This is a genomic window from Billgrantia antri (assembly GCF_017868935.1).
GTDB lineage: Bacteria > Pseudomonadota > Gammaproteobacteria > Pseudomonadales > Halomonadaceae > Halomonas > Halomonas antri.
Genome location: NZ_CP053383.1, coordinates 640,281 through 667,202, shown reverse-complemented (window position 1 = coordinate 667,202; position 26,922 = coordinate 640,281). Strand labels below are relative to the sequence as shown.

The 26,922-nt window shown below is 63.6% G+C and carries 24 protein-coding genes and 1 pseudogene; 12 read left to right on the top strand and 13 right to left on the bottom strand.

The genetic code is table 11. The features are described from left to right. The first annotated feature begins 117 nt into the window (after window positions 1-117). The 3 genes from HNO53_RS03110 to HNO53_RS03100 are packed head-to-tail and all read left to right on the top strand — an operon-like array spanning window position 118 to window position 5,838. Entirely contained in the window at window positions 118-1,635 is a 1,518-nt protein-coding gene (locus HNO53_RS03110; protein ID WP_209476159.1) for an efflux transporter outer membrane subunit, read from the top strand. Further along, complete coding sequence (locus HNO53_RS03105; RefSeq protein WP_209476157.1) at window positions 1,622-2,767, top strand: efflux RND transporter periplasmic adaptor subunit; 1,146 nt, start codon at window positions 1,622-1,624, stop codon at window positions 2,765-2,767. Before HNO53_RS03110 ends, HNO53_RS03105 begins: the two co-directional genes overlap by 14 nt. Next, on the top strand, window positions 2,764-5,838 hold the full coding sequence (locus tag HNO53_RS03100) for an efflux RND transporter permease subunit (protein WP_209476155.1): 3,075 nt from the start codon (window positions 2,764-2,766) through the stop codon (window positions 5,836-5,838). Before HNO53_RS03105 ends, HNO53_RS03100 begins: the two co-directional genes overlap by 4 nt. Here the strand turns inward: HNO53_RS03100 and HNO53_RS03095 are convergent. From HNO53_RS03095 to HNO53_RS03065, 7 genes are all read right to left on the bottom strand, one after another. Further along, window positions 5,815-7,401 (bottom strand): NTP transferase domain-containing protein, encoded by a 1,587-nt coding sequence (locus HNO53_RS03095; protein WP_242597521.1) that lies wholly within the window; start codon window positions 7,399-7,401, stop codon window positions 5,815-5,817. The genes HNO53_RS03100 and HNO53_RS03095 overlap by 24 nt on opposite strands. Beyond that, window positions 7,402-9,561 (bottom strand): xanthine dehydrogenase family protein molybdopterin-binding subunit, encoded by a 2,160-nt coding sequence (locus tag HNO53_RS03090; protein ID WP_209476153.1) that lies wholly within the window; start codon window positions 9,559-9,561, stop codon window positions 7,402-7,404. It abuts the gene before it with no gap. Window positions 9,562-9,606: 45 nt separating this feature from the next. Continuing rightward, window positions 9,607-10,056, bottom strand: coding sequence for a (2Fe-2S)-binding protein (locus HNO53_RS03085; protein WP_209476151.1), 450 nt, complete (start codon window positions 10,054-10,056; stop codon window positions 9,607-9,609). Between the two features lie 42 nt (window positions 10,057-10,098). Continuing rightward, entirely contained in the window at window positions 10,099-10,842 is a 744-nt protein-coding gene (locus tag HNO53_RS03080; RefSeq protein WP_242597520.1) for an SDR family oxidoreductase, read from the bottom strand. A gap of 181 nt (window positions 10,843-11,023) precedes the next feature. Next, complete coding sequence (locus tag HNO53_RS03075) at window positions 11,024-13,243, bottom strand: xanthine dehydrogenase family protein molybdopterin-binding subunit (protein ID WP_209476149.1); 2,220 nt, start codon at window positions 13,241-13,243, stop codon at window positions 11,024-11,026. 3 nt (window positions 13,244-13,246) lie between these two features. Continuing rightward, complete coding sequence (locus HNO53_RS03070) at window positions 13,247-13,699, bottom strand: (2Fe-2S)-binding protein (RefSeq protein WP_209476147.1); 453 nt, start codon at window positions 13,697-13,699, stop codon at window positions 13,247-13,249. Between the two features lie 18 nt (window positions 13,700-13,717). Further along, window positions 13,718-14,110: a c-type cytochrome gene (locus HNO53_RS03065; RefSeq protein WP_209476146.1), complete on the bottom strand. Its 393-nt coding sequence runs from the start codon at window positions 14,108-14,110 to the stop codon at window positions 13,718-13,720. 116 nt (window positions 14,111-14,226) lie between these two features. On the opposite strand from HNO53_RS03065, the gene HNO53_RS03060 reads away from it, so the two are divergent. Continuing rightward, window positions 14,227-15,207, top strand: coding sequence for an AraC family transcriptional regulator (locus HNO53_RS03060; RefSeq protein ID WP_209476144.1), 981 nt, complete (start codon window positions 14,227-14,229; stop codon window positions 15,205-15,207). Window positions 15,208-15,326: 119 nt separating this feature from the next. Here HNO53_RS03060 and HNO53_RS03055 read toward each other — a convergent pair whose 3' ends face one another. Then, the gene (locus HNO53_RS03055; protein ID WP_209476142.1) at window positions 15,327-16,235 is read right to left on the bottom strand and encodes a LysR family transcriptional regulator; all 909 of its coding nucleotides are present in this window, start codon (window positions 16,233-16,235) and stop codon (window positions 15,327-15,329) included. A 169-nt stretch (window positions 16,236-16,404) separates the two neighbouring features. Here HNO53_RS03055 and HNO53_RS03050 point away from each other — a divergent pair, with 169 nt between their 5' ends. Next, window positions 16,405-17,412 carry an MBL fold metallo-hydrolase gene (locus tag HNO53_RS03050; RefSeq protein ID WP_209476140.1) on the top strand — a complete coding sequence of 336 codons (1,008 nt, stop codon included), beginning with the start codon at window positions 16,405-16,407 and terminating at the stop codon, window positions 17,410-17,412. A gap of 55 nt (window positions 17,413-17,467) precedes the next feature. Then, complete coding sequence (locus HNO53_RS03045; RefSeq protein ID WP_209476138.1) at window positions 17,468-18,406, top strand: AraC family transcriptional regulator; 939 nt, start codon at window positions 17,468-17,470, stop codon at window positions 18,404-18,406. Window positions 18,407-18,455: 49 nt separating this feature from the next. On the opposite strand, the gene HNO53_RS03040 is transcribed toward HNO53_RS03045, so the two are convergent. After that, window positions 18,456-18,971 (bottom strand): GNAT family N-acetyltransferase, encoded by a 516-nt coding sequence (locus HNO53_RS03040; protein WP_209476136.1) that lies wholly within the window; start codon window positions 18,969-18,971, stop codon window positions 18,456-18,458. A 12-nt stretch (window positions 18,972-18,983) separates the two neighbouring features. Further along, window positions 18,984-19,598 (bottom strand): LysE family translocator, encoded by a 615-nt coding sequence (locus HNO53_RS03035; protein ID WP_209476134.1) that lies wholly within the window; start codon window positions 19,596-19,598, stop codon window positions 18,984-18,986. 261 nt (window positions 19,599-19,859) lie between these two features. Between HNO53_RS03035 and HNO53_RS03030 the strand changes: the two genes are divergently transcribed. The 6 genes from HNO53_RS03030 (at window position 19,860) to HNO53_RS03005 (ending at window position 24,236) form a co-directional block, all read left to right on the top strand. Beyond that, window positions 19,860-20,225 carry a hypothetical protein gene (locus HNO53_RS03030; protein ID WP_209476132.1) on the top strand — a complete coding sequence of 122 codons (366 nt, stop codon included), beginning with the start codon at window positions 19,860-19,862 and terminating at the stop codon, window positions 20,223-20,225. Then, a complete protein-coding gene (locus tag HNO53_RS03025) occupies window positions 20,226-20,402 on the top strand; it encodes a DUF1289 domain-containing protein (protein WP_167112086.1) in 177 nt (58 codons plus the stop codon). 106 nt (window positions 20,403-20,508) lie between these two features. Further along, window positions 20,509-21,042, top strand: a complete 534-nt coding sequence (locus HNO53_RS03020) for an HD domain-containing protein (RefSeq protein ID WP_242597519.1) — start codon at window positions 20,509-20,511, stop codon at window positions 21,040-21,042. A 169-nt stretch (window positions 21,043-21,211) separates the two neighbouring features. After that, a complete protein-coding gene (locus HNO53_RS03015; protein ID WP_209476129.1) occupies window positions 21,212-21,481 on the top strand; it encodes a helix-turn-helix transcriptional regulator in 270 nt (89 codons plus the stop codon). Beyond that, complete coding sequence (locus tag HNO53_RS03010) at window positions 21,471-22,736, top strand: type II toxin-antitoxin system HipA family toxin (protein WP_209476127.1); 1,266 nt, start codon at window positions 21,471-21,473, stop codon at window positions 22,734-22,736. Before HNO53_RS03015 ends, HNO53_RS03010 begins: the two co-directional genes overlap by 11 nt. Window positions 22,737-22,994: 258 nt before the next feature. Beyond that, window positions 22,995-24,236: an NAD(P)/FAD-dependent oxidoreductase gene (locus tag HNO53_RS03005; protein WP_209476126.1), complete on the top strand. Its 1,242-nt coding sequence runs from the start codon at window positions 22,995-22,997 to the stop codon at window positions 24,234-24,236. A 101-nt stretch (window positions 24,237-24,337) separates the two neighbouring features. Here the strand turns inward: HNO53_RS03005 and HNO53_RS03000 are convergent, their stop codons facing one another. From HNO53_RS03000 to HNO53_RS02990, 3 genes and pseudogenes are all read right to left on the bottom strand, one after another. Then, complete coding sequence (locus HNO53_RS03000) at window positions 24,338-25,336, bottom strand: hypothetical protein (protein WP_209476124.1); 999 nt, start codon at window positions 25,334-25,336, stop codon at window positions 24,338-24,340. 302 nt (window positions 25,337-25,638) lie between these two features. Beyond that, window positions 25,639-26,298 (bottom strand): OmpA family protein, encoded by a 660-nt coding sequence (locus HNO53_RS02995; RefSeq protein ID WP_209476122.1) that lies wholly within the window; start codon window positions 26,296-26,298, stop codon window positions 25,639-25,641. A gap of 484 nt (window positions 26,299-26,782) precedes the next feature. Continuing rightward, window positions 26,783-26,916: pseudogene (locus HNO53_RS02990) on the bottom strand (GMP synthase (glutamine-hydrolyzing)); the annotation flags it as partial. Window positions 26,917-26,922: the final 6 nt, after the last annotated feature.

Below are 26,922 nucleotides of genomic sequence, written 5' to 3'. Positions count from 1 at the left end.
AGCCGCCAACTTACGCAAAACTTACCGCTAGCCTCCCGGATAGTTCCGTTTCACCGGTAAGTCTTCTGAAAGACGCCTTGGCGGAAAGTCCCGTCCCATGTGAGACGAGGACACCCCATGCTCCCATGCACCGATGTCATTCCCGTTGCCTTCATGCCCCGCCAACGACATGCGGCAGCCATCAAGGCGCTTCCCGGCGGCAAGCCGCGGTTGCTTGCGACCTGGCTCGTCATTGCCGCCGTCGCCCTGCTCGCGGGCTGTGTCTCGGCCCTACCCGAGACTTTACCCGAAAGCCTGCATGGCAGCGCCGCAGCACCCGTTGCCGGGCAATGGCACGCGCCATTACCCCACGGCGGGCAGCTGGCGGACCTGAGCCGCTGGTGGGCTCAGTTCGACGACCCTTTGATGCTGCGCCTCATCGAGGCCGGTCAGCAGGCCAGCCCGACGGTGGCGCAGGCAGCCGCACGCATCGCCGATGCCCAGGCCGCACGCGTGGCGCAGAGCGCCGCCCTGCTGCCTTCGCTGGACGCCAGCGTCAGTTCGAGCCGGGGACGACCGGATCTGGACACGCCGGTCGGCACCGAAACATCGGCAGGCTTGCAGCTCGGCTGGGAGCTGGACCTGTTCGGCGCAGGCCGTGCCAGCGTCAACGCCGCGCAAGCCCGGCTCGAATCCAGCCAGGCCGATTGGCACGACGCCCGGGTTTCGGTCGCCGCCGAAATGGCGACGACCTATGTCGAGCTACGCGCCTGCGAGGCCTTGGCCCAGCAGGCCGAAATCGATGCCCGATCGCGGGCGCAAACGGCAAAGATCACCCGCCTGGTGGCAGATAAGGGCTTCCGCCCCCCGGCAGAGGCGGACCTGGCGAATGCCAGCGCGGCGCAAGGCAACGTAACGCTGATCGAGCAGCGGACGCAATGCGAACTGCTGGTCAAGGCGTTGAGTGCCCTTGCGGCCGAGGACGAGGCAGCGCTGCGCCGAGAACTCGATGCCGGAACAGGCCAGTTGCCGCGGCCGGCCGAGCTCAGTGTCACGGCGATGCCGGCCGAGGTACTGGCACAGCGTCCCGACATCCACGCGGCAGCACGTGACGTGATAGCGGCGAGCGCCGATTCGGAGCAGGCGCAAGCGCAGCGCTGGCCCCGCATTACGCTGGCCGGAAGCATCGGCACGACACGCATTGCCAGTGGGGGCATCAGCACCAATGGCAGCGTGTGGAGTATCGGGCCCCTGACGGTAACGCTGCCGCTGTTCGACGGCGGAACGCGACGCGCCAGTGCGCAGGCGGCACGCTCTCGCTACGAGGCCGCTACCGCCGTCTATGCCGCCCGACTGCGTGAAGCGATCCGTGATGTCGAGGACGCGCTGGTCACGCTGGACAGCACGGCGAAACGCAGCGAGGACGCGGCCATCGCCGCCGATGGATTCGAACGCTCCTACCAAGCCACCGAAGCCAGCTACCGCATCGGCAGCGCCAGCCTGTTCGAGCTCGAGGATGCACGCCGCAGCAGGGTCGCCGCCCAGAGCGCCGTGATCGAACTGCAGCGTGAACGAATCACCGCCTGGATCCGATTGTACCGCGCGCTAGGCGGCGGCTGGCCCGCTGACGAAAACAAGGGTCATGATGATGAATAAATCACGTTCACTCACGGCCGCCACGGTCGTTGCGGTGGGCTTCACCGTGACGGTCTCCTGGCTCCTGCAGGTCTCCAGCAGCGCTTCGGACAATGACGCCTTGGACAGTGACACCCCAGCGGTCACGCAACCCGCACTGACCGTGGCCGTCACGACACCGCAACCCGCCATGCTGCCCATCAGAATAGCCGCGAACGGAAACATCATGGCTTGGCAGGAAGCCAGCGTCGGTACCGAGGCAAACGGCCTGCGCCTGGCCAGCGTCGAGGTCAACGTTGGCGACGTGGTCCAGCGCGGCCAGGTTCTCGCCACGTTCGCGTCCGATACGGTGAGCGCCGAGCTAGCGCAGAGCCGCGCCGCCGTCGCCGAGGCCGAGGCGGCACTCGCCGAAGCCGAGGACAACGCGCAGCGCGCCCACGAGCTACGAGATACAGGCGCGATGGCGACCCAACAGATTCTCCAATACGGCACGGCGGCGCGCACGGCCCGGGCCCGCCTGGAAGCGGCGCAGGCCGTCGAGCGCGTGCAGCAGCTCCGCCTGGCCCAGACCCAGGTGCTCGCCCCCGACGATGGCGTGATTTCGACCCGCAGTGCCACGGTCGGCGCAGTGCTTCCCGCGGGCCAGGAACTGTTTCGCCTGATCCGGTTCGGGCGGCTGGAGTGGCGGGCCAAGGTTGCCGCTTCCGACCTGGAGCGGCTGCAGCCCGGCCAGAGTGCCAGGGTCACCCTGCCGGGAGGCCGCGAGTTGGAGGGGCGTGTACGCATGATCGCTCCGCTCGTGGACGTAGCCACCCGCAATGGCACGGTCTATGTCGATCTACCAGCAAGCGACGGCGCTAGGGCGGGCATGTTCGCACGCGGTGAATTCGCGCTCGGCACTCGCCGGGCCATGACCCTGCCGCGCTCAGCGGTGCAGCTTCGCGATGGCTTCGGCTACGTGCACCGTGTCGGCGAGGACGGCGTGATAACGGAGGTGAAGGTAGCCCTCGGTCAATCCGAGGGCGATCGGATCGAAATACTTTCGGGGCTCGACCCTGAGGCCCGCGTGGTCGCTTCGGGGGGCGCCTTCCTCGGCGACGGCGATCGGGTACGTGTCGAACGGGCGCTATCGCTGTCAGGGAGGCAGCCATGATGTTCAACACCTCCTCCTGGGCAATTCGAAACCCCATCCCGGTCGCCCTGCTCTTCGTGCTGCTGACGTCGTTGGGGCTGATGTCCTTCAGATGCATGTTCATCCAGGACTTGCCGGATGTGAACATACCCCGGGTGGTCGTCTCCGCCTCGCTGCCGGGGGCAGCACCGGCCCTGGTGGAGAACGAAGTCGCGCGCAAGATCGAGAATGCCATTGCCACGGTATCCGGCGTCGATCACATCACCACCACGCTGACCGATGGGCACGCCGAGATCGGCATCGAGTTCCGGCTGGAAAAACCCGTGCAAGAGGCGGTCGATGACGTACGTGACGCCGTCTCTCGCATACGCTCGGACCTGCCCGCCGCAATGCGTGACCCGGTGATTCAGCATCGGGGCTTCTCTGAAGATCCACTCCTGCTCTACACGGTGGCCTCCTCCCGGCTGGACGAGGAGGCGCTGTCCTGGTTCGTGGACGACAGAATCGCCAGGGCCGTACTGGCCGTGCCGGGTGTGGGAGAGGTACGGCGGATCGGCGGTGTCGATCGCGCAGTCCGCGTGGCGCTGCATCCGGACCGCCTGCTGGCCTTGAACACGACGGCACTCGACATCTCGCGGCAGCTGCGTCAGGCACAGCTTGAGGCGCCCGGAGGACGCACGAATGTCGGCGGCGCCGAACAGGCCGTGCGCATCCTCGCCAACGCCGCGTCGGCGGCCGAACTGGCAGCCATGGAGCTGGCGCTCGGCGACGGCCGCCGCATTCGTCTCGACCAGATCGCGACCGTCACCGATAGCGTGGCCGAGCGGCGTTCGGCGGCGTTTCTCGATGGGGTGCCAGTCGTCGGTTTCGAGATGACGCGGGCCCGAGGATATGGCGAGGTCGACGTGGCCGAGGGGGTTCAGGCCGCCCTCGCCGCCCTGCAGGTGCAAAACCCCCATGTCGAGATCCAGCAAGCCTTCGACTTCGTCGAGCCGGTAAGGGAGAACTATCAGGGCTCCATGCGCATCCTGTACGAGGGCATGCTGCTGGCCGTGCTGGTGGTGTTCTGCTTTCTGCGCGACTGGCGGGCGACGCTGATCGCCGCCGTGACGCTGCCGCTATCGATCATTCCGACCTTCGGCCTCATGCACCTGATGGGCTTCTCGCTCAACATCGTGACGCTGCTGGCGCTCTCGCTGGTGATCGGGGTGCTGGTGGACGATGCCATCGTCGAGATCGAGAACATCGAGCGCCATCTGCTGATGGGCAAGCCCCCGCGCCGGGCGGCAATGGACGCGGCGGCGGAAATCGGCCTGGCCGTGGTCGCTACCACCTTCACCCTGATTGCCGTTTTCCTGCCCACGGCCTTCATGAGCGGCACGGTAGGACGCTTTTTCTTCCAGTTTGGTTGGACGGCCTCCGTGGCGGTGCTGTTCTCGCTGGTGGTGGCGCGCCTTCTCACGCCGATGATGGCCGCCTACCTGCTGCGAAATCCCGGCCGGGGCCATCACCAGCCGAAGTGGATCACGTTCTATCTGGCCGTCGCCAGCTGGTGCCAACGCCAGCGCAAGACAACGCTCCTCGCAGCGGCAGCCTGCTTCGCCGGGGGCCTATGGCTGGCATCGACCCTGCCAGACGCCTTCATCCCGCCCGACGACATTTCCCAGACCCAGGCGACGCTGACCTTGCCGCCCGGTAGCACTTTGTCGGAAGCGACAGAGCTTGCCGAGCAGGCACGCACAAGGCTGGAGGAGAATCCCTACGTCACGCGCATCTTCGCCGCCGTCGGGGACGCATCAAACAGCAGCGATGCCGATGTGACCAGCGTCGTGCTCACCGTGGGCTTGGCGGACCGCACGAGCCGTGCGGGCATCAAGCTGCAGGCGATCGAACAGCAGCTGCGCGATGCACTCGCCGCGCTCCCCGGTGTACGCACCCGGGTGGGAACTGAGGATTCAGGCGACACCTATGAACTGGCGCTGGCCGGAGAGGACAGCCGGGTACTCGAGCAGCATGCCCGCCAGGTCGAGCGGGAGCTGCGTGCCGTTCCCGGCCTTGGCGCCGTGAGTTCGACGGCCAGCCTGGTCAGGCCCGAGCTCATCGTGCGCCCCGATTTCGCCCGCGCCGCCGATCTTGGCGTGTCGGCCTCGGCCATCGCCGACACGCTGCGCATCGCCACGGTGGGTGACGACGCGGAGGACTTGCCGAAGCTGAACCTCGGTGAGCGCCAGGTGCCGATCATGGTGCGCCTGGCGGATGCCGCCCGGCAGGACATCGCGACCCTTGGACACCTGCCCGTTCCCGGTGCGAGGGGGATGGTGCCGCTGGAAAACGTGGCCACCCTCGAATGGAGCAGCGGGCCAGCGGAAATCACCCGCTACGACCGTCTGCGCAACATCAACTTCGAGGTAGTGCTGCAGGGGCGCCCGCTAGGGGAAATCGAGCAGATTGTTCAGGCGCTGCCCAGCGTACGCCAGCTGCCGCCGGGCATTCACCAGGCGGCGACCGGCGATGCGGAGGAAATGGCCGAGGTGGCAGCGGGTTTCGCTATCGCAATGCTGACCGGCGTGTTGTGTATCTACATGGTGCTGGTGCTGCTGTTCAGGAGTTTCATGCAGCCGGTCACCATCCTGGTGGCGCTGGTGCTCTCCGTCCCCGGGGCTTTCCTGGCACTGTTCCTCACCCAGTCGGCCCTCTCGCTTCCCGCGATGATCGGACTGGTCATGCTGATGGGCGTTGCCACGAAGAATTCGATACTGCTGGTGGACTACATCATCATCGCCCGCCAGGAGCACGGCCTCGACCGCCGGGACGCCATTCTCGACGCCTGTCGCAAGCGCGTCCGGCCGATCGTCATGACCACCCTTGCCATGGGGGCGGGCATGCTACCGGTCGCCATGGGATGGGCCGGCGACCCCAGCTTCCGGGCCCCCATGGCCTATGTCGTGATCGGTGGGCTGATGACCTCGACGCTGCTGAGCCTGCTCGTGATCCCAGTGGTGTACAGCTACGTGGACGACGGGGTGCAATGGATTACGGGACTCTTCGGCAGGCATCGCCCGGCTGCTTCAAACCCCGATGGGCAAGGATAAACTGCACTCCGCCTGTGCCTGCGCCAGATCCTCGCGCGTATCGATGTCGAGCGCCCACTCGGAGGGAATCGGCACGGTGGCCGTATGCGCCAGCGACCGGAATATCTGGCCTGCGCCGGCATCGCCTGCCAGGCCGGTCAGGCTGCCGAAGACGGATCGACCGAAGATGGCGGGTGGCATGGATACCGCTCCCGCCAGCGACATGACTGCGCTGCGCTGCGGCGTCAGGGCATCGCGCAGGTCGACGAGGTGGGCATCGGGCACGTTCGGCATGTCGGCGAGCATGACCAGCGCCGCCTCGACGCCCTGGCGCGCGCCGGCCTGGCGTATGCCGGCAGCCAGCGAGGTCGACAAACCCTGTGCCGCGTGCGCATTGACCACGACGCTCCAGCCCGCGGCGCGCAGCTCCTCCGCCCGCTGGGCCTGATCGGGGCCGACCACCGCGATACGGGCGGCAACGTCATGCGCCTGGAGGGCTGCCGAAGCATGGTGCATGACGTACTGCCCGCGGAACCGCGCCAGAAGCTTGTCGCCCCCTTCGAACCGGCGGCCTTGCCCGGCGGCCAGCAGCACCAGCGCCGTCGAGGCGAAGGGGGACCGCACCTTGCACCGATAGACTTCGACGATCTCCGCGAGGACGGAGACGGCCAGCATCGAGGCATCACGCAGGGAGGGAACCAAGCCGACAGGACCGCGGATTCGTCGGAGCTGGCCCTCTTCGACACCGGTGGCACGCAGCCTCTCACAGCGCATGACATGAGATTTCCTGCTGCCCACGGCACCGACATAGCAGGCGGGACCGGTGAGTGCCTGGGCAAGGAGCCGCTCCTCCCAGTCGGCATCGTGAAAGGCGAGGAGAAAGGCCGTCCAGGGATCGTCGTCCAGTACCGGGAGCGTGGCGGGGAGCGTCAGCACCGTGACCCGGTCGACACCCAGCCGCCGGGCAGCCTGGACGTCGGCGCCGTCGCGCAGTTGCAGTTCGGTCTCGATGCCGCTTGCCATCGCGAGGCGGGCAAGCGCCAGGCTGTCGGCACCACGCCCGGCGATACGCAGGCGGAGCTTGGGCGTGTAGCGGAAGGAGAGCGCGCCGGCCACGGCCGAATGCCCCAGCCGCAGCGCGCCGGATGGCGCAAGCGTGAGTGTCGCCGGCTGACGCAAGGCGAGCCGGTCATGGCACCCGCGCAGGACCTCGACATCGGGATCGGGAAGCACCCAAACCTCGATGGCACCGCCACAGGGCAGCGGCAGGTCGATGAAAGGCGAGCCGCTGCCGTATCGCAGCCGCTCGATGCACCCCGAGCGGAGAGACTTCTGGGCGTGATGCACCACATCCGCGTCGATGCAGCCACCGGAGAGGTAGCCGCAGCTTTCACCAGCCGCGGACACGGCCATCAGCGCACCCGGCGCTCGCACCGCACCGCCCTGCGTCGCCGTCACGATGACGAGTGCGACCTCGCCCGCCCGGCGCCAGGCGAGCCATTGGCCAAGAACGTCCTGAGCATGTTCCAGATACGCATGTTCCAGTTGCATGGTGGGCCTCGACAGGTCTGATCTCACCCTCACCTAGGCATGATCGGCGAACGGCAGGTGACGGACCCGCTGCTGCGTGGCGGCGAACAGCGCATTGGCCAGCGCCGGCGCGAGCGGGGGGACGCCCGGCTCCCCGACACCGCCCAGCGGCGAGCCGATCTCGACGATGCCCACCGCCACCGACGGCGCCTCGCCGATACGCAGCAGCGGGTAGTCGTGGAAGTTCGACTGCTCGGCACGACCGTCGCGGATGGTGACCTTCTGCCGCAGCGCCGCACCGAGTGCATCGATGACGGAACCCTCGATCTGCGCCTCCACCTGGTCCGGGTTGATCGCGCGCCCGCAGTCGATGGCCGCATGGACCCGCTCGACCTGGAACCCCTCATCGTCGGCCCGCACCTCGACCACCTGGGCGACGTAGGAGCCGTAGCTCTCGACCACCGCCAGGCCGCGCATGATTCCCTCGGGCGCCGGCTCGCTCCAGCGCGACATCTCGGCCACCCGGTCGAGGACGGCGAGCATCCTCTCCTGCCCTTCGCAGTGGCGACGGCGAAAGGCCAACGGATCGAGGCCTGCGGCCGCCGCACATTCGTCCATGAAGCTCTCCAGGAAGAAGCCGTTGAAGGAGTAGGCAATGGAGCGCCAGGGGCAGAGCGGAATCGGCAGATCGACCACGGCGTGCTCCACGACGAAGTTCGGGATGACGTAGTGCATGTCCGACAGCCCGCCCAGCGAGAAGGGATCGAAGTTGGCGAGGTTGCCCGTCGCCTGCGCCCGCTGTTCCGGATCGATGCCGTATTCGCGGCCCATCTGCGGCCCGGCGACGCGAATGCGCATGCCGGTAATGTTGCCGGCTTCGTCCAGCACCGCCCGCAGGCGGCATCGCATCGTCTGGCGGTACCGGCCCTGCTGAACGTCATTCTCGCGCGTCCACAGCACCTTTACTGGCCGGCCGCCGACGGCGCGGCTGGCCAGTGCGGCCTGCAGGGCGATCTCGCCGTGGGTCTTGCGGCCGAAGCCGCCGCCCAGATAGGTGGTATTGATGAAGAGCTGCTCGGCCGGCAGCTGCAGCGCATTCTCGAGCGTCATGCGCACGACGTCCTGGCCCTGGGTGCCGATCCACAGCTCCGTGCGCTCCTCGGTGGACTCGGCAGTGCAGTTGATCGGCTCCATGCACACGTGGGCAAGCAGCGGCACCGAGTACTCGGCCTCGACCACCCGGCCCTCGCTTGCAAGCGTCGCCTCCGCCTCGCCGCGCAGGGTGGAAACGGGCACGTCGGGCCGCTCCAGCGCCTCGCGCAGCATCGCGTCGATCGACTCGGTGGAGAGTTCGTCGGCGTCAGTGGCGGTGAAGGTAATGTCGAGCGCCTCGGCGGCCTGCCTGGCCTGCCACCAGGATTCTGCTACCACCACTGCGCCGCGCGGCACGCGCACCACCGCGACCACCCCCGGCATGTCGGCGACGCTGCCCTCGTCGAGCGACTCGACTTCGGCGGAGAAGACCGGAGCGAGCCGGGCGGCGCCGTACAGCTGGCCGTCGCGCTCGATGTCCGCCCCGTACAGGGCCCTGCCCGTCACCTTCTCCAGCGTATCGAGGCGCGGCACCGTGCGCCCGCTCAGGGTTCGCTCGCCATCGGGGCGCAGAGTCGGTTCCTCCGGCACCGGCAGCGCCATGGCGTCTTCCACCAGTTCGCCGAAAGGAATCCTCCGGCCGCTGCCGACATGGATGATGAAGCCGTTCTCGGCATGCAAGGTTGCCGGTTCCACCCCGAGACGCTCGGCCGCCGCCTGCGTCAGCATCTCACGCGCCTGGGCAGCCGCAAGGCGCAGCGGGTCGTGCCAGAAGCGGATGCCGAACGAGCCCACGGAGCGCATCTGGCCGATGAACGGAATCCGGAAGTCGGAGGTCGGCTGGTTCGGCATACCCACCACGATGCTCGACCAGTCGGCGCCCAGCTCATCGGCCAGGATCTGAGCCTGTCCGGTGTGGGTGCCCTGGCCCATTTCGCTGGTGGGCAGCAGGAAAGTCACCTGGCCACTCGTGGCGATACGAATGAAGGCCTGCGAGAAGCCCGACGCCTCCCCTTGCCGAGCCCATGCGGGCAAGCGAAGAGGAACGACCAGAGCAACGCCGGCCGCAGCAGCGCCGGCGAGAAACGAGCGGCGAGTAAGAGAGAGGTCTAGTGGTTTCATTTTGCCACCTGCGCCTTGGATGAGCTTGGATGGAAGCGAGTCGCCTCAGGCCTCGGCGGCGCGATGAATGGCCGCCCGGATGCGCACGTAGGTGCCGCAGCGGCACAGGTTGCCGCGCATCGCCTCGTCGATCTCCGTATCGGAGGGATTCGGGTTGCGCGCCAGCAATGCGGCCGCGCTCATGATCTGCCCACTCTGGCAGTAGCCGCACTGCGGTACGTTCAATTCCACCCAGGCCTGCTGGACGGGATGCGAGCCATCCTCGGACAGTCCCTCGATGGTGGTGACGGACCTGCCTTCGGCAGCGGATAGCGGAAAGACGCAGGCACGCACGGGTGCGTCATCGACATGCACGGTGCAGGCACCGCACTGCGCGATGCCGCAACCGAACTTGGTGCCGGTGAGCTTCAACCGCTCCCGGAGTACCCAGAGCAGCGGCGTAGACGGCTCGGCGGTGACCTCGACCTCGCGCCCGTTGAGTGTGAAAGCTGTCATGAAGGCTTCTCCTCGGCCTGAACTGGTTCCGTGTCGCTTGGCTCAGTGCACGCTAAGCATTTCGACCGCCTGATCGAAGTGCCCGTCGCGCTCCGCCCAGCGCAGGAAGTTGACCCGCTTCACCAGGATTTCCCTGGGTGTCGGCTGCTCACGGAGCAGTGCCATGGTCTCGTCGATGAAGTCGCCCAGAGGCATATAGTCTTCACGGCTCGACTGGCCGGGCGTGAGCTCGGTCTGTACCGCCGGGGGAACGAGTTCGATGACCTCGACCTTGCCATTGAGCCGTTCGCGCAGGGAGACCGTGTAGGAGTGGATCGCCGCCTTGGTGGCGTTGTAGGTTGGCGTTACGCTCAGCGGCACGAAGGCAAGGCCGGACGAGACGTTCATGATCGCCGCGTCCGATTGGCCTGCCAGGTGGTCGGTCAGCGCATTGGTCAATCGGATCGGCCCGAGCAGATTGGTGACGACGGTCTGCTCGGCATCGCGCAGATCACGGGTCCTGGTCAGATCCTCGTGACGCATGATGCCGGCATTGTTGATCAGGACGTTGAGCCGTGGATGCTCGGCGACGACACGTTCGGCAAAGGCAGTAATGGCATCCGAATCCTCGACGTCGACGGTCATCGCGTGCATGTCGCGCCGGCCGGCTACGGTCTCCTCCAGCGCTGACAGACGCCGCCCGGCGACGATGACGACGTTACCCAGCTCGTTGAAGCGCCGAGCGAGCTCCCGCCCAATCCCGGAACCGCCCCCGGTGATGAGTATGGTGTTTCCTGAGATTTTCACTGCATTCTGCTCCACTGGATGATGATCGATGCAACGCTGCAAACGCTGATCGGGTGTCTGTGGTGTCTTTTAGTGTCCATCACCAGATAGGAGTAGAGCTTGCCAACGCCTGCGCAATATTTGCCCAATCCTGTCGGGCTGCTCGTCAGCTTGAAATCGCGATAGACAAGCAGCCCGGAGATCATGCCTCAAGCGCCGCCTTCACCCGCTCCGGCAGGAACGGATAGTGCCGCAATCGCACCCCGCCGGTGAGGCGCGCCACAGCGTTGGCGATTGCCGGCCCGACCGGCGGCAGACCGACCTGCCCCATGCCTCCGACCGGACTCCCGCTTGCCGGAACCACCGCCACTTCGATTTCGGGTGCTTCTGACATGCGTATTACCCGATAAGTGTCGAAGTTGCCTTCCTGCACCTCGCCATCGACGATGTTGATCTGCTCGAACAATGCGTGGCCGGTTCCGTTCGTGATGCCGACGATCATCATGCCTTCAATGTGGCGCGGCTGGATCGCCACTCCAGGATCCACGGCGCACCAGACCTTATGCACCCTGATCACTCCGGTCGCTCGGTTGAGCGACACTTCCGCAATCTGCGCACAATGAGACCCAAAAGCATCGGAATAGGCGAGACCCAGCGCCCGGCCATCGCGCTCTCGATCCCATTCGGCTATCCGAGCCACGGTCTCGACGACATTGCGCCCCCGAGGTTGATCGCGCAGCAGTTCCAACCGAAGCTGCAGGGGATCGGTTCCCTTGGCGGCTGCGATCTCATCGATGACGCATTCGATCGCGAACCTTGTGTAGCCGACCCCGACAGCAAACCAGAAGCCGATATCCAGGCCATTGTCCTGCCGGATATAGTCGATTCGATGAGCGGGAACAGCGTAGTTGAAATGTGCGCCCTCGGTCACCACGTCGTCGTGACCACCGGCCCTCGCGAACAATTCGGCATTGGTTCGAGCGAAGATGGAATCGGCAACAATACGATGCCGCCAACCGGCAATGTTGCCATCGGAGTCGAGCCCAACCCGAATGTGCTGCGCTTCGAGCGGCCGAAACTTGTCGTGCCTGATATCGTCTTCGCGGCTCCAGATGACCTTGACCGGTCGCCCCTCGACTTCCCGCGCCAGTGACACTGCATCAACGATGAAGTCCGCCTCGGCCTTGCGGCCAAAACCGCCGCCAAGCAAGGTCACGTTTACCTTCACCTTGTCCGGCGTCGTGCCGACCACCTCCGCCGCAAATCCCTGCGTACCTGTCGGTCCTTGTGTCGGTGCCCAGATCTCCACGGTGTCCCCGTTCACCAACGCCGTGGCATTCATCGGCTCCATGGTGGCGTGACAAACGAGATCGCTCATGTAGTCGGCTTCGATGACCATTGCGGCATTCGCGATCGCGGCATCTGCGTCACCTTTCGAGAACGCCTCGATGCCCGTTTGCGAGACGTCACGTGCCACGCTGCGAAACTGTTCCAGCAGTCGGCTGCTTGTGTAGTTGCGGACCCGCGATGAGGTACTCCACGTCACCTTGAGCAAGTCCTTGGCCCGCCGTGTCGCCTCGACTGTCTCGCCGATGACTCCGACCCCATAGGAAAGCGGTACGATATGCGTGGCGCCCGGCACGGCTCTGGCTTCGGCGTCGTCAATGGTCCCGGGGCGCTCGCCCTGAACGGGCGCACGGAGCACCGCTCCGTACAGCATGTCCGGAAGCTGCACATCCATGCCAAAGATCGCACTCCCGTCGACCTTCGAAGGGACGTCGATGCGAGGGATGTCACGCCTGCCGATATAGCGCCACTGATCGTCCGGCTTCAGGTCGGTCTCGGTCGCCTGCGGCAACGGTTCGGGAAGCGGCCCGTCAGCGGCAATCTCACCGTAGCCAAGCGTGCGGCCAGATGGCACGTGCATGACTCTGCCGGGTTCCGTCGTAAGCTCTCTCGCCGGAACGTTCAGCATGGCGGCCGCACTCGCCAAGATCACTTTGCGGGTCTGCGCCCCGATCAGCCGCAGCAAGTCGTAGTAGCCGCGCGTGGATTCGCTGCCACCAGTGAGCTGAATGCCATAAAAGCCTGGGTTGCCGTAAGTCTCTGCATCGGACGGAGCCTGGACGATACGAACTCTGTCCCAATCGGCATCCATTTCCTCGGCGACTAGCAGCGGCAGCGTGGTCATGATGCCCTGCCCCATCTCGGAGGCGGGACAGATGATGCTGATCATGCCATCGGCCGCAATGGTCACCCAGGCGTTCGGGCGGTAGTCGCCCTCGACGGTGGGCGCCACGGTGGCACCCAAGGCACTCCCGGGCAGGCCACCGAATGCAACCGCGACACCGAAGCCGCCCGCCATGATCAGGAAGCTGCGCCGCGAAATCGCGCGGCTGTGAAGTTCGAATGGCTTGGACATGCGTCAGCCCTCCTGCGCGGCGCGCTGAATCGCGCTGATGATGCGCACATAGGTCCCGCAGCGGCAGATGTTGCCCTCCATGTGGTCGACGATCTGCTCTCGTGTGGGGTTGGGGTTGTGCTCAAGTAGCGCCGCCGCCTGCATGATCTGCCCGGACTGGCAATAACCGCATTGCGGTACCTGCTCGGCAATCCAGGCCCTCTGAAGCGGATGGTTGCCATCCGGTGACAACCCCTCAATAGTCGTCACCTCCCGGCCGGCCACATCATCAAGCCACGTCACGCAGGAGCGAGTCGGTGTGCCGTCGATATGAACCGTGCAGGCGCCGCACTGCGCGATACCGCAGCCGAACTTGGTGCCAGTGAGCTTCAAATGCTCGCGTATCACCCATAGCAGCGGTGTGTCTGGCGCAGCATCGACGTCTATCGCGCGCCCGTTAATCATGAACGTTGTCATGGCTGCCTCCTGAGAGGTTCATTGGTTTTCGAGATAGGAGATAATCGCCGCGCGCTGGGCTGGATCGGGGATACTGACGGTCATTCGAGTCCCAGGAACCACCTCACTGGGTGCCGCAAGAAACGCCTCGAGCGCTCCCCTGTCCCAGACGATCCCGGAATTACGCAGCGCGTCCGAATAGCGGGCTGTTTCGATGCTGCCGGCGGTGCGGCCGATCACACCAGCGAGATGCGGGCCGAATCCATTCTGGTGAGACTGCAGGGTGTGACAGGCACTACAACGTTGTTGGAAGAGCCGTTCGCCGCTGACATCCTGTGCCTCGGCGACGGCTGCCAGCGTGGAAAAACCCGTAGAGACGCTCGCGGCAATCAGCAGCAAAGCTGCAAGATCATGAGTTCCGATATTTCTCATGCCGATTGGTCCATGCCTTGGTGGTTCATTGAGCTTTTGCAGCAGGATAGGCAGTCGGATAAATTCGATCTATGCTGGTAAGTCCATATAATCTTCGCGATCGTCCAAGAGGTTTCATGGACCCACTGTCAGACGTGCTTTCGTTGCTCAAGCCGCGCAGCTATGTGTCCTCCGGTTTCGATGCGGGCGGCGACTGGTCGATTCAGTTCTCTAACCAGCAGAACCGAATGAAGTGTTACGCGGTGATATCTGGTGAGTGCTGGTTGCTGGTTGAAGATCTCGCCGAGCCCCTGCGGCTCCGAGCGGGCGAATGCTTCGTCCTGCCGAGCGGCAGGAATTTTCGGCTTGCCAGCGATATCGCCTTAGCGCCCGTGGATTCCAGTGTGTTCTTTCCGCCGCCCAGCCCGGGCGGTGTTGTAACGATCAATAGCGGTGGCGACTGTTATCTGGTCGGGAGTCGCTTCGGCGTGACCGGCCGAAATTCGACAAGTCTTCTTCGCATGCTTCCGCCCATCGTCCACATCCGCAAAGCGTCTGATCAGAGCGCATTGATCTGGTCGGTCGAGCGCATGCGGCAAGAGTTGCGCGAGCAGCGGCCAGGCGGCTCGCTCACTGCTCAGCATCTTGCCCACATGATGTTGATTCAGGCCCTGCGACTTCACCTTGAGGAAGGACTGAACGAAGGTGTCGGATGGTTCTTTGCCCTTGCCGACAAACAGCTCAGCGCTGCGATTGCCGCCATACATGCCGATCCTGCGTATCGCTGGACTCTGCAGGTGCTCGCCGAGCGCGCCGGCATGTCGCGATCAAGCTTCGCCCTGAAGTTCAAGGCGGCAGTCGGAGAAACCGCCATGGACTACGTCTCGCGCTGGCGCATGATGCTCGCTAGTGACAGGTTCGAGAACACCAAAGATTCTGTCTCCACTGTCGCCTTGTCGCTCGGATACGAATCAGAAAGCGCCTTTAGCACCGCGTTCAAGCGGATCATGGGATGTACGCCGAGACAATATAAACGCGGCTCGCCACCTGCGTCCCCGTCGGCTAACAGTCAGGACACCAGCGATGCCAATGCGCAGAAACCAGCACCGGTTCGATAAACTTCTATTCGGGGACCTTCAGCTTGTTACGAGCCGCGACTCCCTTCGCATAGGGTGAATCCACCAGGGAGAGAACCCGCACCATAGACCTCGAGACGCCTGTCGAGCCCAGTGGCGCATCAACGGCCGACAGCAGGCCACTCGCGCCGGCGGATGTACTCAAGGAAGGCCCGCATGGCCGCGCTGGTATGTCGGCGGCTCGGATAATAGAGAAACCAGCTCGGCAGGCGCTTCTTCCAGTCGACGAGCAATTCAACCAGCCGGCCCTGGGCGAGGTCGTCGCGGACGTAGTCCTCGAGCAGGTGGGCGATTCCCGCTCCCGCCATTGCGGCCTGGCGCTCGTGATACGCCGAACTCAGCGTCAATCGGCCCTGGGGACTGATTTCCACTTCCTCGCCGTCCTTCTCGAATGCCCAGGTCTCCATGGTACCGCCGGGGAAGCGGCGGCGAATGCAGTCATGCTGCAGGAGATCGCTGGGCGAGTCGGGCCGGCTGTGGTGGCGGAGATACTCGGGCGAGGCCACGAGCGCATAGCGCAAGGCGGGGCCCAGGGGCATGGCGATCATGTCCTGGGCGAGCTGATTGCCGAAGCGCACGCCGGCGTCGAACCCCTGCTCCACGATATCGATGATCGCCGCATCACTGACGATCTCGACGTCGACGTCGGGATAGAGCTTCATGAAATCGAAGGCCAGAGGGCACAGCACGTGGTCGGCGGCGGGCCCCGGCGCATTGATCCTCACGGTGCCGGAGGGGCGCTCGCGAAGCTGGTTGAGATCGTCGATTGCCGTTCTGATGTCGTGGAGAGCCGGGCTCAGCCGCTCGAGCAGCCGCTCGCCCGCTTCCGTCGGCGCGACGCTGCGCGTCGTTCGGTTCAGCAGCCGGATGCCCAGCGCTTCCTCGAGCGCACTGATCGACTGGCTGATGGCCGACGACGACACACCCCTGCCGAGCGCGGCGGCCCTGAAGCCGCCGCAGCGCACCACGTCTACGAAGATCTCCAGACTGTCCAGGCGTAGCGGTCGCATTGCAAAGCTCTGCTTATCACGCTGATCCGTTTTCATTAGCTTATCCGCGCACCCGTTCTGCGTCATCCTTGCAAAACGTCGCAAGGCTTCGGCTCAAGACAACCGCGGCCCTGGCCGGCGCTGACAATAACCACGGCTCCAGCAGCCGGAGACTCGGATGGGGGCAGACATGAGCGGAATCACACTGAATCGCAGGAAGATCATCCTGACGGCGGCGTCGGCAGCGGCGGGATTGATCCTGCCGCCCGGCGGCATGGCCCTGGCGCACGCGGCTTCCACCGCGTCGACCACGGCCCAGGGGGGAGCAAGCGGCAATGTCGGCTACTACCGCTTTCGCGTCGGCGACATCGCCGCCACCGTGCTGAGCGACGGGCTGATCGGCGGCCCGCCGCAAATCTACGCCAGCAACGCGCCGGAGGCCGAGCTGGAGGAGGTGCTGAGGCAAGCCTTCCTACCGACCGACCGCCTGACGCTCAATCTCAACACGCTGCTCATCGAAACTAACGGTCGGAAGATCCTGCTCGAAGCCGGCGCCGGGCAGACCATGGGGCCCCAAGGCGGTCGCATCTTCGACAACCTGGCCGCCATCGGTTTACGGCCCGAGGACATCGACGTCGTCGTGGTATCGCACACGCACCCGGACCATGTCGGCAACCTGCGTACGGCCGGCGGCGGCAGAGCGTTTCCGCGGGCGACGGTCTTTGCACCCCTCGCCGACTGGGACTTCTTCATGGGCAGCGACCCGGACCTCTCCTACATGCCGGTGCCGGAGGATTTCCGCCGTCACTTCGCCGCCGCCATCCGTCAAAGCCTCGAGCCAGTCGCAAGCGGCATCGAACTGTACGAAGCCGGCACGGAGATCGTCCCCGGCCTGACCACGCTGCCGGCACTGGGCCACACCCCCGGCATGGCCAACTTCCTGGTCCACTCGGGGAACGACCAGCTACTGCTGACGGCCGATCTTGCCTATCATCCTATCGTCAATGTCGATCACGCCTGGCTGCCCGGGCCGGATCGCGACAAAGAAACCGCACTCGCCTCCCGTCGCCGCATCTTCGACATGGCGGCGGCAGACCGGCTCCCCGTGCTCGGTTTTCATTTTCCCTTCCCGGGCATTGGCCACATGCTCAAGACGGACAGCGGCTATGCGTGGGTTCCGGCCAACTGGCAGTTCTGATCCGCGGCACCCCAGCCGCCATGCTACGTTCCAACCGAACTGCAGGAGGGAACCCATGGAATCGCTCAAACAGGCTGTGCGGGCTTATACCCGCCGCCACGCCAACCGCCGCGGCATGGCGCTGACGCCGGTGCCGAGGCTGCGCATGATGTGTCTCGAAGCGCCCTCCGGCGACCTGCATTCGGTTTACAAGCCGCTGGTGTGCCTGGTGCTGCAGGGAGCGAAGCGCTTGAACGTGGGAAGGGAAGAGCGGCTCTTCTCGGCCGGTGAATCCGTTATGGTGAGCGCCGACATGCCGGTTGTCGGGCGGGTCGTGGAAGCGAGCCGCAGCGAGCCCTACCTGGCGATCGCGATCGAGCTGGACATGGCGATCCTGCGTGAGCTCACCGCCCACCTCGGCAGCCCCCGCCGGCCGCGCCCCTCCGAGATGCCGACGCTATTCGCCGTGGATACCGAAGCCGCACTGCTCGACTGTGCAGCACGACTGATGCAACTGCTGGACCGCCCCGAGGCGGCGCCGCTGCTGAGCCCGGGCATCATGCGGGAGCTACACTACTGGCTGCTGTCGGGGCCTCACGGCACCGTCTTGCGCACCCTCGCGGATCCGGACAGCCACGCCGGCCGCCTCGCCGCCGCCATTACGATCCTCCGGGCGGAGTACCGCTCGCGCGTGCCCGTGGAGCGACTGGCAGCGGAAGCCGGCATGAGCCTCACCTCGTTTCACAAGCACTTCAAGCACATGACCTCGCTGACGCCGGGGCAGTACCAAAAGCGCCTGCGCCTGGTCGAAGCGCGCCGGCTGATGCTCGACGAAGGGTTTACGGCCAGCAACGCCGCCTTCGAGGTGGGCTACGAGAGCGTCTCGCAGTTCACGCGGGAATACGGCCGCCTGTTCCAGACCACGCCAAAGCGTGACGCGCTGAGTGCGCGCAAGCCGGCCAAGGTCGCCGATCTCGCGGATAACGCCGCCGTCGGCATCGGCTCGCCTGCGTGATAGCGCCTGGTCATCAGGGCCTGTCCTGATTTCGGATCACCATCGATACTCAGGCCGTGGCCGTGAAGGCCGGATGGAAGATCACCCGCGCCTGGGGACGTTCATCGAACCAACTGAGGGCCATGAAGTATTCCGGCGGCACGTCGGACAAAATGAGCCCCGGCAGGGAGCGGAAGCCGAAACGCTGGTAGTAGCCGGGCTCGCCCACCAGCACACAGCCCCGGGCACCGCGCTCCCGTAATCGCGCCAGACAGGCCCGTACCAGTGCCGAGCCGATGCCGCGGCCTTGCCACGCCGGCAGTACCGACACCGGCCCCAGCCCGAACCAGCCCGACGTGCCGTCCGACAGCGTGACCGGCGAGGCCGCCACGTGGCCCACCAGCTCGCCGTCGCACTCGGCGACCAGCGACACGGCCAACGCCCCCGCCGCACGCAATGCTCGCACGATATGCTGCTCGGTATGGCTGGTATGCGGCGCTTCGCGGAACGCCGCTACGGTGACGGCCTCGATGGCCTCGGCGTCGCCGGGCGTTTCGGAGCGGAGAATGGGTTGCAGTGTCGCCATGGAGCGCGTTCCTCAAGGTCGACGCATGGCAGCGACCAGGGCGCTCGCCCCGATCAGGCTGCCGGCGCCGGTGCGGTGCAGGATGCGGCGAAACCGGGCACTCAGCAGCTGACCGCCGGTGGTGGCCAAAAAGGTGTAGGCGAGATCGCTGAGCACGCCAATGACCAGGAAGGTCGAGAACAGGATGGCCAACTGCGGCAACAGGGGCTGGCCTGGTGCCACGAACTGGGGCATGAAGGCCATGAAGAAGGCCAGGCTCTTGGGATTCAGCGCGGTAACGAGAAAGGCCTTGGCCGTGCCGAGCCGGATATCCGTGTCCGAAGGTTGCAGATCGCCCAGTCGGCCGGCCTCGCGCCACATCTTGATGCCCAGGTACAGCAGATAGGCGGCCCCGGTCCACTTCAATATCTGGAACAGTTCGGCGGAGGTCATGAGGAGTGCGCCCACCCCGGCGAACGACAGGGTCATGGCCAGCAGGTCACCCACGAAGAAGCCGGGCAACATGGCCAGGGCGGCCCGCCGCCCGCGGTTGACCCCGGTGGCGACCAGCAGGGCCACGGCGGGACCGGGGGACACGATGATCAACAGCGAGGCCAGGCAGAAGGAGAGCCAGAGTTCCAGCGGCATAACGTGTTCCTCGTGCGACGTTCAGAGAGCATGTCCGTGACGACCGGCACGTGCACATGAACGTAAAGGATCACTGCCGCCACAGGGAAAAGCAACACGGCCAGCCAGCTCGGTCCCATGACATTAGCTCAACGCCACCACATGCTATGTTATAACACCATTGGACGAGCAAGATCCGGAGCCCGCCATGGTCGGCCTTGGAAACGGATAATGGCTTCGCGGGATGGCTTCCCGTGGCAGGCTAAACGCATTGGAGAGTGAATGATTGCCAAGAAAGAACGCGGCAAGATGGAGCGACGGCTAAGCGCTGCGCTGACCCACGCCTGTGAGCAGGCCAAGCCCCTGCTGCCCGGCTTCTGCTGGCTGACCCACGAGGTCGATTACCAGCGCTTTCCCGAAAGCCTGGTGGTGACCTGGGTGTTCGACACCCACCCCAACCTGGCGAATGCACTCAAGGGCGATGCCCGGCGCCACATCGCGGACCTCACCGCCGAGGCACTGGCCGAGGCCGGCCTCGATGTCGGCGACGCCTCGCGGCACCTCGACTTCGACAGCGAGGAAGCGTGTGAGCGCGAGCACGGCGGCGACTGGCAGCGCAGGCTGCGCACCAAGGCAACGAGGCATTGAATGGCGAAGAAGATCGAAAGCCCGTGCGTCTCGATATGCCAGCTGAAAGGCGATCTCTGCATCGGCTGCGGCCGCACCATGGAAGAGATACGCCACTGGAAAGCCATGAAGCGGCCGGAGAAGATGAAAACGGTGAAGCGCGCCGATGAGCGCCTGAAGAAACTCCCGCGCGATTGAGGCAGGTGAAGGTGGAGCGGAAAAAGGTGAAGCGAGGAGCGTTACGGAGAGAGTTACGAAGAGAGCTACGGAAAGAGCTACGGAGAGAGCGACCAGGATGGACGACATGATCGAACGGGCGGCGCTGTTCAGCCGCGCCGCCCACCAGGCCGTGGGGCAGCGGCGCAAGTACACCGACGAGCCCTACTGGCGGCACCCGGCGGCCGTGGCAGAGAGGGTGTCGGCCGTGGAGTCGGCGACAGTGGAAATGATCGCCGCCGCCCACCTGCACGACGTGCTTGAGGATACCGCCGTAACGGCGCTGGATATCGAGGCGTGCTTCGGCGAGCGGGTGGCCGTCCTGGTCCTGGAGCTGACGGATCAATTCGTCGATCCCGAAATCGGCAACCGCGCTCACCGCAAGGCGCTGGAGCGCGACAGGCTGGCTCAGGTTTCCCCCGAGGCGCAGACCATCAAGTACGCCGACCTGATCGACAATACCGGCAGCATCGTCGCGCGGGCCCCCGGCTTCGCCCGGGTCTACCTGACCGAGAAGCGCCGGCTGCTGGAGGTGATGACAGAGGGAGACGAGGTGCTAAGGCGCCAGGCATGGAGCGTATTGACGGAAGGCGAGGAAAAGATCCGCGGCGCTGCGCGATAGCTAGCGACAGTCGCCCGACCCCATAGAGACGGCGAGGAGTTACCGATCGGTAATTTTTCTGTAAATCGAACCTTGATCCCCACGAAAATTACCGATCGGTAATTTCCTCATTGCGAATCAGTAAATCCCTGCCTAGAATTACCGAACGGTAATTACAAGCGGATTTGCCATGCCGACTTACGAGTTCACTGCTTCACCTTCCTTGTCCGTTCCTATTCGTCACAGCGAAGACCTCGGCAAGCTGGTGCGCCAGCTGCGCGCCGAACAGGGGCTGTTGCAGATCGACCTGGCCGGCCTCGCCGGCACCGGCAATCGCTTCATCGTCGACCTGGAGCGCGGCAAGCCGACACTGCAATTGCAGAAGGTGCTGGATGTACTCGACCTGATGGGGCTCGAGGTGGTGGTGCGGCGCAAGGGTGGCAACCGCCATGGCGAGTGACGATACCCTGGAGCTTTACCACGGCGACAGGCATGTCGGCCGGTTGCATGACGCACAACCGCTGCGCTTCGAGTATGCCTCCGCTTGGTTGGAGCACCCTGAAGCGGTGAGCCTTTCTCCTTCCCTACCCCTCTCGCAGCAGGTGCATATAGGCGATGCGGTGCTGGCCTATTTCGAAAACCTGCTGCCGGAAGGCGACCTGCGCCGTCACCTCGAGCTTCGCCACCACACCACGACCGTTTTCGGCCTGCTGAAGGCCATCGGCGGAGACACGGCCAGCGGCTTCACTCTGCTGCCGCCAGGAGAAACACCCGCTCCGCCGCACTATCGGCCCATCAGTTGGGAAGCGCTGGCGGAACACCTACGGCACAGAGAACGAGGGCCTCTGCTCTCGCGGCAGAGCGATGAGGCGCGGATCTCGCTGGCCGGCGCTCAGAACAAGTTGCTGCTAATGGTGCAGGCAGACGGAAGCCCCGCCATCCCGGAAGGGTCGGCCCCTTCCAGCCATATCCTCAAGCCGGATATCCAGGGCTTGAGAGGTGTATGGGCCAGCGCCATCAACGAAACCTTCTGCATGCAGCTGGCCGCCGAACTCGGGCTCGAAGTCGCCGAAGCCAGCTACCAGCCCGATACCCACGCCTGCCTCGTGCGCCGGTACGACCGGGCGCCCGACGAACAGGGCCGGCTGCGTCGCCTGCACCAGCTCGACTTCTGCCAGCTTGCCGGTACCCCCTCGCTGATCAAGTACGAAAGCGACGGCGGCCCCGGCCTGGCGCGCTGTCGTGAACTCATGCAGCAGGTGGGAGCACCGGCCAAGGACTTGCAGCGCCTGATCGCCTGGTGCTTCTTCAACCTGCTGATCGGCAACAACGACAGCCATGCCAAGAACCTTGCCATCCTCTACACCGAGGAAGGCCCCCGGCTGGCGCCGTTCTATGATCTGATGAGCACCACGCTCTATAGCGGCCTCGCACGCCGCTTCGCGTTTCGCATTAATGGCGAAGACCGCCCCAGCAGCATCGAATGCTCGCACCTGGAAGCCCTGGCACGCTCAATGCGATTCCAGCCGCGCTACTTCATCAAGCAAGGCCTCGAACTCGCCGAACGCATGCCGGCAGCCATTGACGCTACCCTCACCACCCTGAGCGCCGAGGCCCAGCAAGGCACTGAGCAAACGCTACTGGAGAGGCTGCAGCAGCGCCTGTTGAGCAACTGCCGCAAGCTGCCGGAGCGGTGGGCAGTCGGGGGCGGTTGAGTGGACCATGGCGGCCCTCAGTGCAGCACCTACACTATCCCGGTAATGGCACGAGCAGGCCCAGGAGACAGACACGGATAAAAATTCCACTCAACCAATCCCTTTCGGATAAATATTCTGCCTTCCGATCAAATTATAGCGCCTTTATCTTAATTTTAAGCAGGTGGCCGATTTTCTGGGAAGTGCTGATAAACTCCGCCCATGACAGGCTCTCCCCCGCGGCGGAGCTTTCCATTTTCCATCGGCAGGGAGACCTTCATGGCCCGCAAAATCATCGTTCTTGGTGCCGGCATGGTCGGCGTATCCGTGGCCTGGCATCTGGTGCGTCGCGGTCATGACGTCACGCTGGTGGACCGCCGCGAGCCGGGTCTCGAGACCTCCTTCGGCAATGCCGGCATCATCCAGCGCGAGGCAGTGCGTCCCTACGCCTTCCCCCGTGATGTCGCCACCCTGCTGCGAGTGGTGCCCAACCGCCAGGTGGACATCCGCTACCGTCCCAGCGGCATGCTGAGCGCCGCGGGCCCGCTGCTGGACTACTGGCTGAACTCGAGCGGTAAGCGCTACGAGCGCATCGTGAACGAGTGGGCCTCGCTGATCATGCGCTGCCAGGATGCCCACGCGCCGATGATCGAGGCCGCCGGCGCCGAGGCGCTGGTGCGCAAGGGCGGCTGGCTGGAGCTTTACCGCACCCAAAAGGAGTTGGAGGAGCGCCAGCAAGAAGCCCAGGAGAACCACGAGCGCTTCGGGGTGGAGTATGAGGTGCTGGACGCCGAGGCGCTCTACGCCAAGGAGCCGCACTTGGGCAAGGGGCTGATCGGGGCGATCCACTGGACGCAGCCCTGGATGGTCTCGGACCCGGGCGGCCTGGTGCAGGCCTATGCCCGCAGCTTTGCCGAACAGGGCGGCCAGGTGATGAAGGCCAGCGTCGAGGACGTGCGCCAGGTCGAGGGTGGCTGGCGAGTCGATACCAGCGAAGGCCCCCTGGAGGCAGAGGAAGTGGTAGTGGCCCTGGGCCCCTGGGCCGGGGAGCTGCTGGGCAGGCTGGGCATGAAAGTGCCGCTGTTCGTGAAGCGCGGCTACCACATGCACTACTCCGCCGAAGGGGAAGCCAAGCTCAACCACTGGGTGATGGACGCCGAGAAGGGCTTCCTGCTCGAACCCATGCGCGCCGGCATTCGCCTGACCACCGGCGCCGAGCTGGCCGACCTGGAATCACCGCCCCAGTACAAGCAGCTGGCCGCTGCCGAGAAGGTGGCACGCAAGCTGTTCCCGCTGGGCAAGCGCCGCGACAGCCAGCCCTGGAAAGGCGCCCGCCCCTGCCTGCCCGACATGAAACCGGTGATCGGCCCCGCCCCCAACAAGGAAGGGCTATGGCTAGCCTTCGGCCACGGCCACCAGGGCTTTACCCTGGGCCCCGCCACCGGCGAACTGCTCGCCCAGATGATGGATGGCGAAACACCCGCGGTGGACATGGCTCCGTTCCGGGTTGATCGCTTCTGAAGGCAAGGCCATAACGAAAGCGGGCGCCCTTGAGGCGCCCGCTTTATGCAGCTTCAGTACTGACTGGACGGGTGTTCGATAGCCGAGGCACTCCGGCGGCGTCAGGTATCGAGCTGCGGTGAAGTGGCTGGCGCCTGCTCTGATGGCTCCGCCATTTCCGTCGCTGCGGAGGAAAGCTGTTTCGAGGGATTGGTTAGCAAATAAATATGAGCGGCAATGCTGATAGGCCATAGGCTGAGACCGATGGTTTTGGCCAATAGAAACAGCCACCCACTATCATAAAACTCGTTTATTGCCAGCCAGACCGTACCGCCTCCGATGACGACTACCAAACCTATACCCCAGCATATAATTGCCACCGTCGCATCGGTGAAACTATTCAATCGCTTGGCGACTAGCCTGAGAATCCAGATGCATCCCATAACTGCCAGTAGCAGTAGGGAAATACCACCGATCTTTAACGTTGAATCGGCTGCCCCATAGTACCCCATCACTGATGGGTTGTTGAGACGCCAAAACATGATGCCGATAATTACGACGCCCATAACGTTGATCACCAAGTGGGCTAACAGGTAGCGGCGCAAGAAGGACAGGCAATCCAGCTGTTTTTCCGAAGGTATGTCCGGGCGCTGTCGCAAGAGCGCATGTGACGGGTCGACATCGCGAAGAGGGCGTAACGTAAAACCCATCAACAGTGCCACGATGCCTATTATAGCCAGCACCACTATCGATAGTAGTGGGTACCAAAGATGCTCCTCCATTCCATTCGATGCCGTCCAACTGAACACTGAGGCCATAGCCCCTAATGAATAAATTCCGATCCCGGCGAAGCCACCAAAAACCCGACCGAAGGCGTTAATACCCACGATAATGTACAGAACGATCAATGCGAGATCCATCGAGATGTGCGGCGTGAAATAGCTCATCCAAAAGAAAGCTTCAGGATAGTAATCAGGCGTCATGCTCCATAAGAACTGGTCTTGGCTGAAAAGAAACACAGCACCCAGTTTTAGGCTTAACAGCAAGTAGGCAGCCAGCCAGTAGCGGTGACGATCCATGCGCGGCTCGCTCATGGAGCGGAGCCAATAAAGTTCTTTCAAGATGTGAAACATATCCTTCCCTTGGAATTAAGAAACATTAGAGGGGTGCTTAACGTAAGGCTGAATGACTTAGCGAAAATCACTCCCACTCGTCGCCGGTGGCTTGCGCTGACGTCGTAAATGGTGCAAGAGGAAACAGTTTCCAAGTGCAGGTGCGCCCAGCGGTCATGAAGTCGATGGTCTCCACTGCGTGAGGAGGATAAACATTCGTAGCGGCGGCTGTCGCCGGCCACACCAACGAACTTCACCAGCAGAAACACGGCGAAGGCCAGGCAGGTTTTGCCAAACTGACCAGTATCTTCTCATGGTCCGTCGGTCTCCGCAGAAAGAATATTGATAATAATGCCCCCTGAGTCTTCGCCCTCTCCGGTAGGAAAAGATACCGGCTTAGATTCTCCATAAGACATAACCTGAATTTTTGAAGGCTCAAAGTCATACTCACTGATCAACCTTTCTCTCAATAAATTGGCTCGCCTATCTGCAAGTGCAGCCTCAACTTCTGATGCCCCTGAGGCCGGAAAGGCCTCAAGAACTATTGAAGGCTCTGACAGGGATAAATGAGCTTGGGACAGAAATGAGCTTAAAATTTCAGACTGTGTTTTAGATAACTCTTCTCCCTCAAAATCTTTAAACCTCAGTGCGGCCAGAGTACGGTTATCTTTATTTTTTGAATGATCTAAGAATGCCACTCTAGTTCCGTCGGCTAAATCCAAGCCCGGCACTACGTAAACAGCTCCCCCCAGCCAAAGGATTGAAGTAAATACAACCGCTGTGCCTGCAGCCCCTGCGGTAAATGAGATAGAGTGCCCGGCAATTGTTGCATCAAACGTGCTTTTTGAAATCGAGTGGTTTTTTCCAAAGAGCAATCGGCACCCCTGATAAATACAATAAACTCCACCTACCGTGATTATAAAAGCCAAAGCTCCACGGATAAACAATGTTATTATAACAGGGTCGCTCATCTACCCCCCTAGACTTATCTTTATGAAAAACAGTTTATTATTTAACATCCTCAACATCCCCACAAGCCCTCGAAAAAATAAAAATCAAGTATAGCTAGGCTAGCATAGACCGATGAGTGTAACTATTGCCTTTTCTACCGTAGGCGCTTTTGGTGTGAAATGGATTCTATAGGCTTCGTCGACAATTATATAAATGGAATAACTTATCACCGCTTCACTTTTTGGTTAGAAACTCTAAAGGTGAGGTTAACGAAAGACCGAAAGCTTTGCTTTGTCCCAACACGCTACCGCCCGGGGATGACATCCTTTCCCTGCGACAGCCCTGTCTACGTTGTACCTGCCTGTTCTATCGGCAGTCGTCTCGGCGACCTTAACCTGAGTTAACTAAACCCTGTAACGAATTGCAAAGAAAAAGGGCCTACCCTTTGGTAGACCCTTGATCTTGGTCAGCTTAGCCGTGTCAGGCGTTCTGCCTAAGCGTGCCTCACTCCCACTCGATCGTCGCGGGCGGCTTGCTGCTGACGTCGTACGTCACGCGGGAGATGCCGCGGATCTCATTTATGATGCGTTGGAGACTTTCTCCAGCAGCTCATACGGCAGGTGGGCCCAGCGTACAGACCGAAG

Excerpts from the sequence above, each read along its gene's own strand:
- HNO53_RS03110 (WP_209476159.1), top strand. The coding sequence starts at position 118 with ATGCTCCCATGCACCGATGTCATTCCCGTTGCCTTCATGCCCCGCCAA.
- HNO53_RS03105 (WP_209476157.1), top strand. The coding sequence starts at position 1,622 with ATGATGATGAATAAATCACGTTCACTCACGGCCGCCACGGTCGTTGCG.
- HNO53_RS03100 (WP_209476155.1), top strand. The coding sequence starts at position 2,764 with ATGATGTTCAACACCTCCTCCTGGGCAATTCGAAACCCCATCCCGGTC.
- HNO53_RS03090 (WP_209476153.1), bottom strand. The coding sequence starts at position 9,561 with ATGAAACCACTAGACCTCTCTCTTACTCGCCGCTCGTTTCTCGCCGGC.
- HNO53_RS03085 (WP_209476151.1), bottom strand. The coding sequence starts at position 10,056 with ATGACAGCTTTCACACTCAACGGGCGCGAGGTCGAGGTCACCGCCGAG.
- HNO53_RS03075 (WP_209476149.1), bottom strand. The coding sequence starts at position 13,243 with ATGTCCAAGCCATTCGAACTTCACAGCCGCGCGATTTCGCGGCGCAGC.
- HNO53_RS03070 (WP_209476147.1), bottom strand. The coding sequence starts at position 13,699 with ATGACAACGTTCATGATTAACGGGCGCGCGATAGACGTCGATGCTGCG.
- HNO53_RS03065 (WP_209476146.1), bottom strand. The coding sequence starts at position 14,110 with ATGAGAAATATCGGAACTCATGATCTTGCAGCTTTGCTGCTGATTGCC.
- HNO53_RS03060 (WP_209476144.1), top strand. The coding sequence starts at position 14,227 with ATGGACCCACTGTCAGACGTGCTTTCGTTGCTCAAGCCGCGCAGCTAT.
- HNO53_RS03055 (WP_209476142.1), bottom strand. The coding sequence starts at position 16,235 with ATGCGACCGCTACGCCTGGACAGTCTGGAGATCTTCGTAGACGTGGTG.
- HNO53_RS03050 (WP_209476140.1), top strand. The coding sequence starts at position 16,405 with ATGAGCGGAATCACACTGAATCGCAGGAAGATCATCCTGACGGCGGCG.
- HNO53_RS03045 (WP_209476138.1), top strand. The coding sequence starts at position 17,468 with ATGGAATCGCTCAAACAGGCTGTGCGGGCTTATACCCGCCGCCACGCC.
- HNO53_RS03040 (WP_209476136.1), bottom strand. The coding sequence starts at position 18,971 with ATGGCGACACTGCAACCCATTCTCCGCTCCGAAACGCCCGGCGACGCC.
- HNO53_RS03035 (WP_209476134.1), bottom strand. The coding sequence starts at position 19,598 with ATGCCGCTGGAACTCTGGCTCTCCTTCTGCCTGGCCTCGCTGTTGATC.
- HNO53_RS03030 (WP_209476132.1), top strand. The coding sequence starts at position 19,860 with ATGATTGCCAAGAAAGAACGCGGCAAGATGGAGCGACGGCTAAGCGCT.
- HNO53_RS03025 (WP_167112086.1), top strand. The coding sequence starts at position 20,226 with ATGGCGAAGAAGATCGAAAGCCCGTGCGTCTCGATATGCCAGCTGAAA.
- HNO53_RS03020 (WP_242597519.1), top strand. The coding sequence starts at position 20,509 with ATGATCGAACGGGCGGCGCTGTTCAGCCGCGCCGCCCACCAGGCCGTG.
- HNO53_RS03015 (WP_209476129.1), top strand. The coding sequence starts at position 21,212 with ATGCCGACTTACGAGTTCACTGCTTCACCTTCCTTGTCCGTTCCTATT.
- HNO53_RS03010 (WP_209476127.1), top strand. The coding sequence starts at position 21,471 with ATGGCGAGTGACGATACCCTGGAGCTTTACCACGGCGACAGGCATGTC.
- HNO53_RS03005 (WP_209476126.1), top strand. The coding sequence starts at position 22,995 with ATGGCCCGCAAAATCATCGTTCTTGGTGCCGGCATGGTCGGCGTATCC.
- HNO53_RS02995 (WP_209476122.1), bottom strand. The coding sequence starts at position 26,298 with ATGAGCGACCCTGTTATAATAACATTGTTTATCCGTGGAGCTTTGGCT.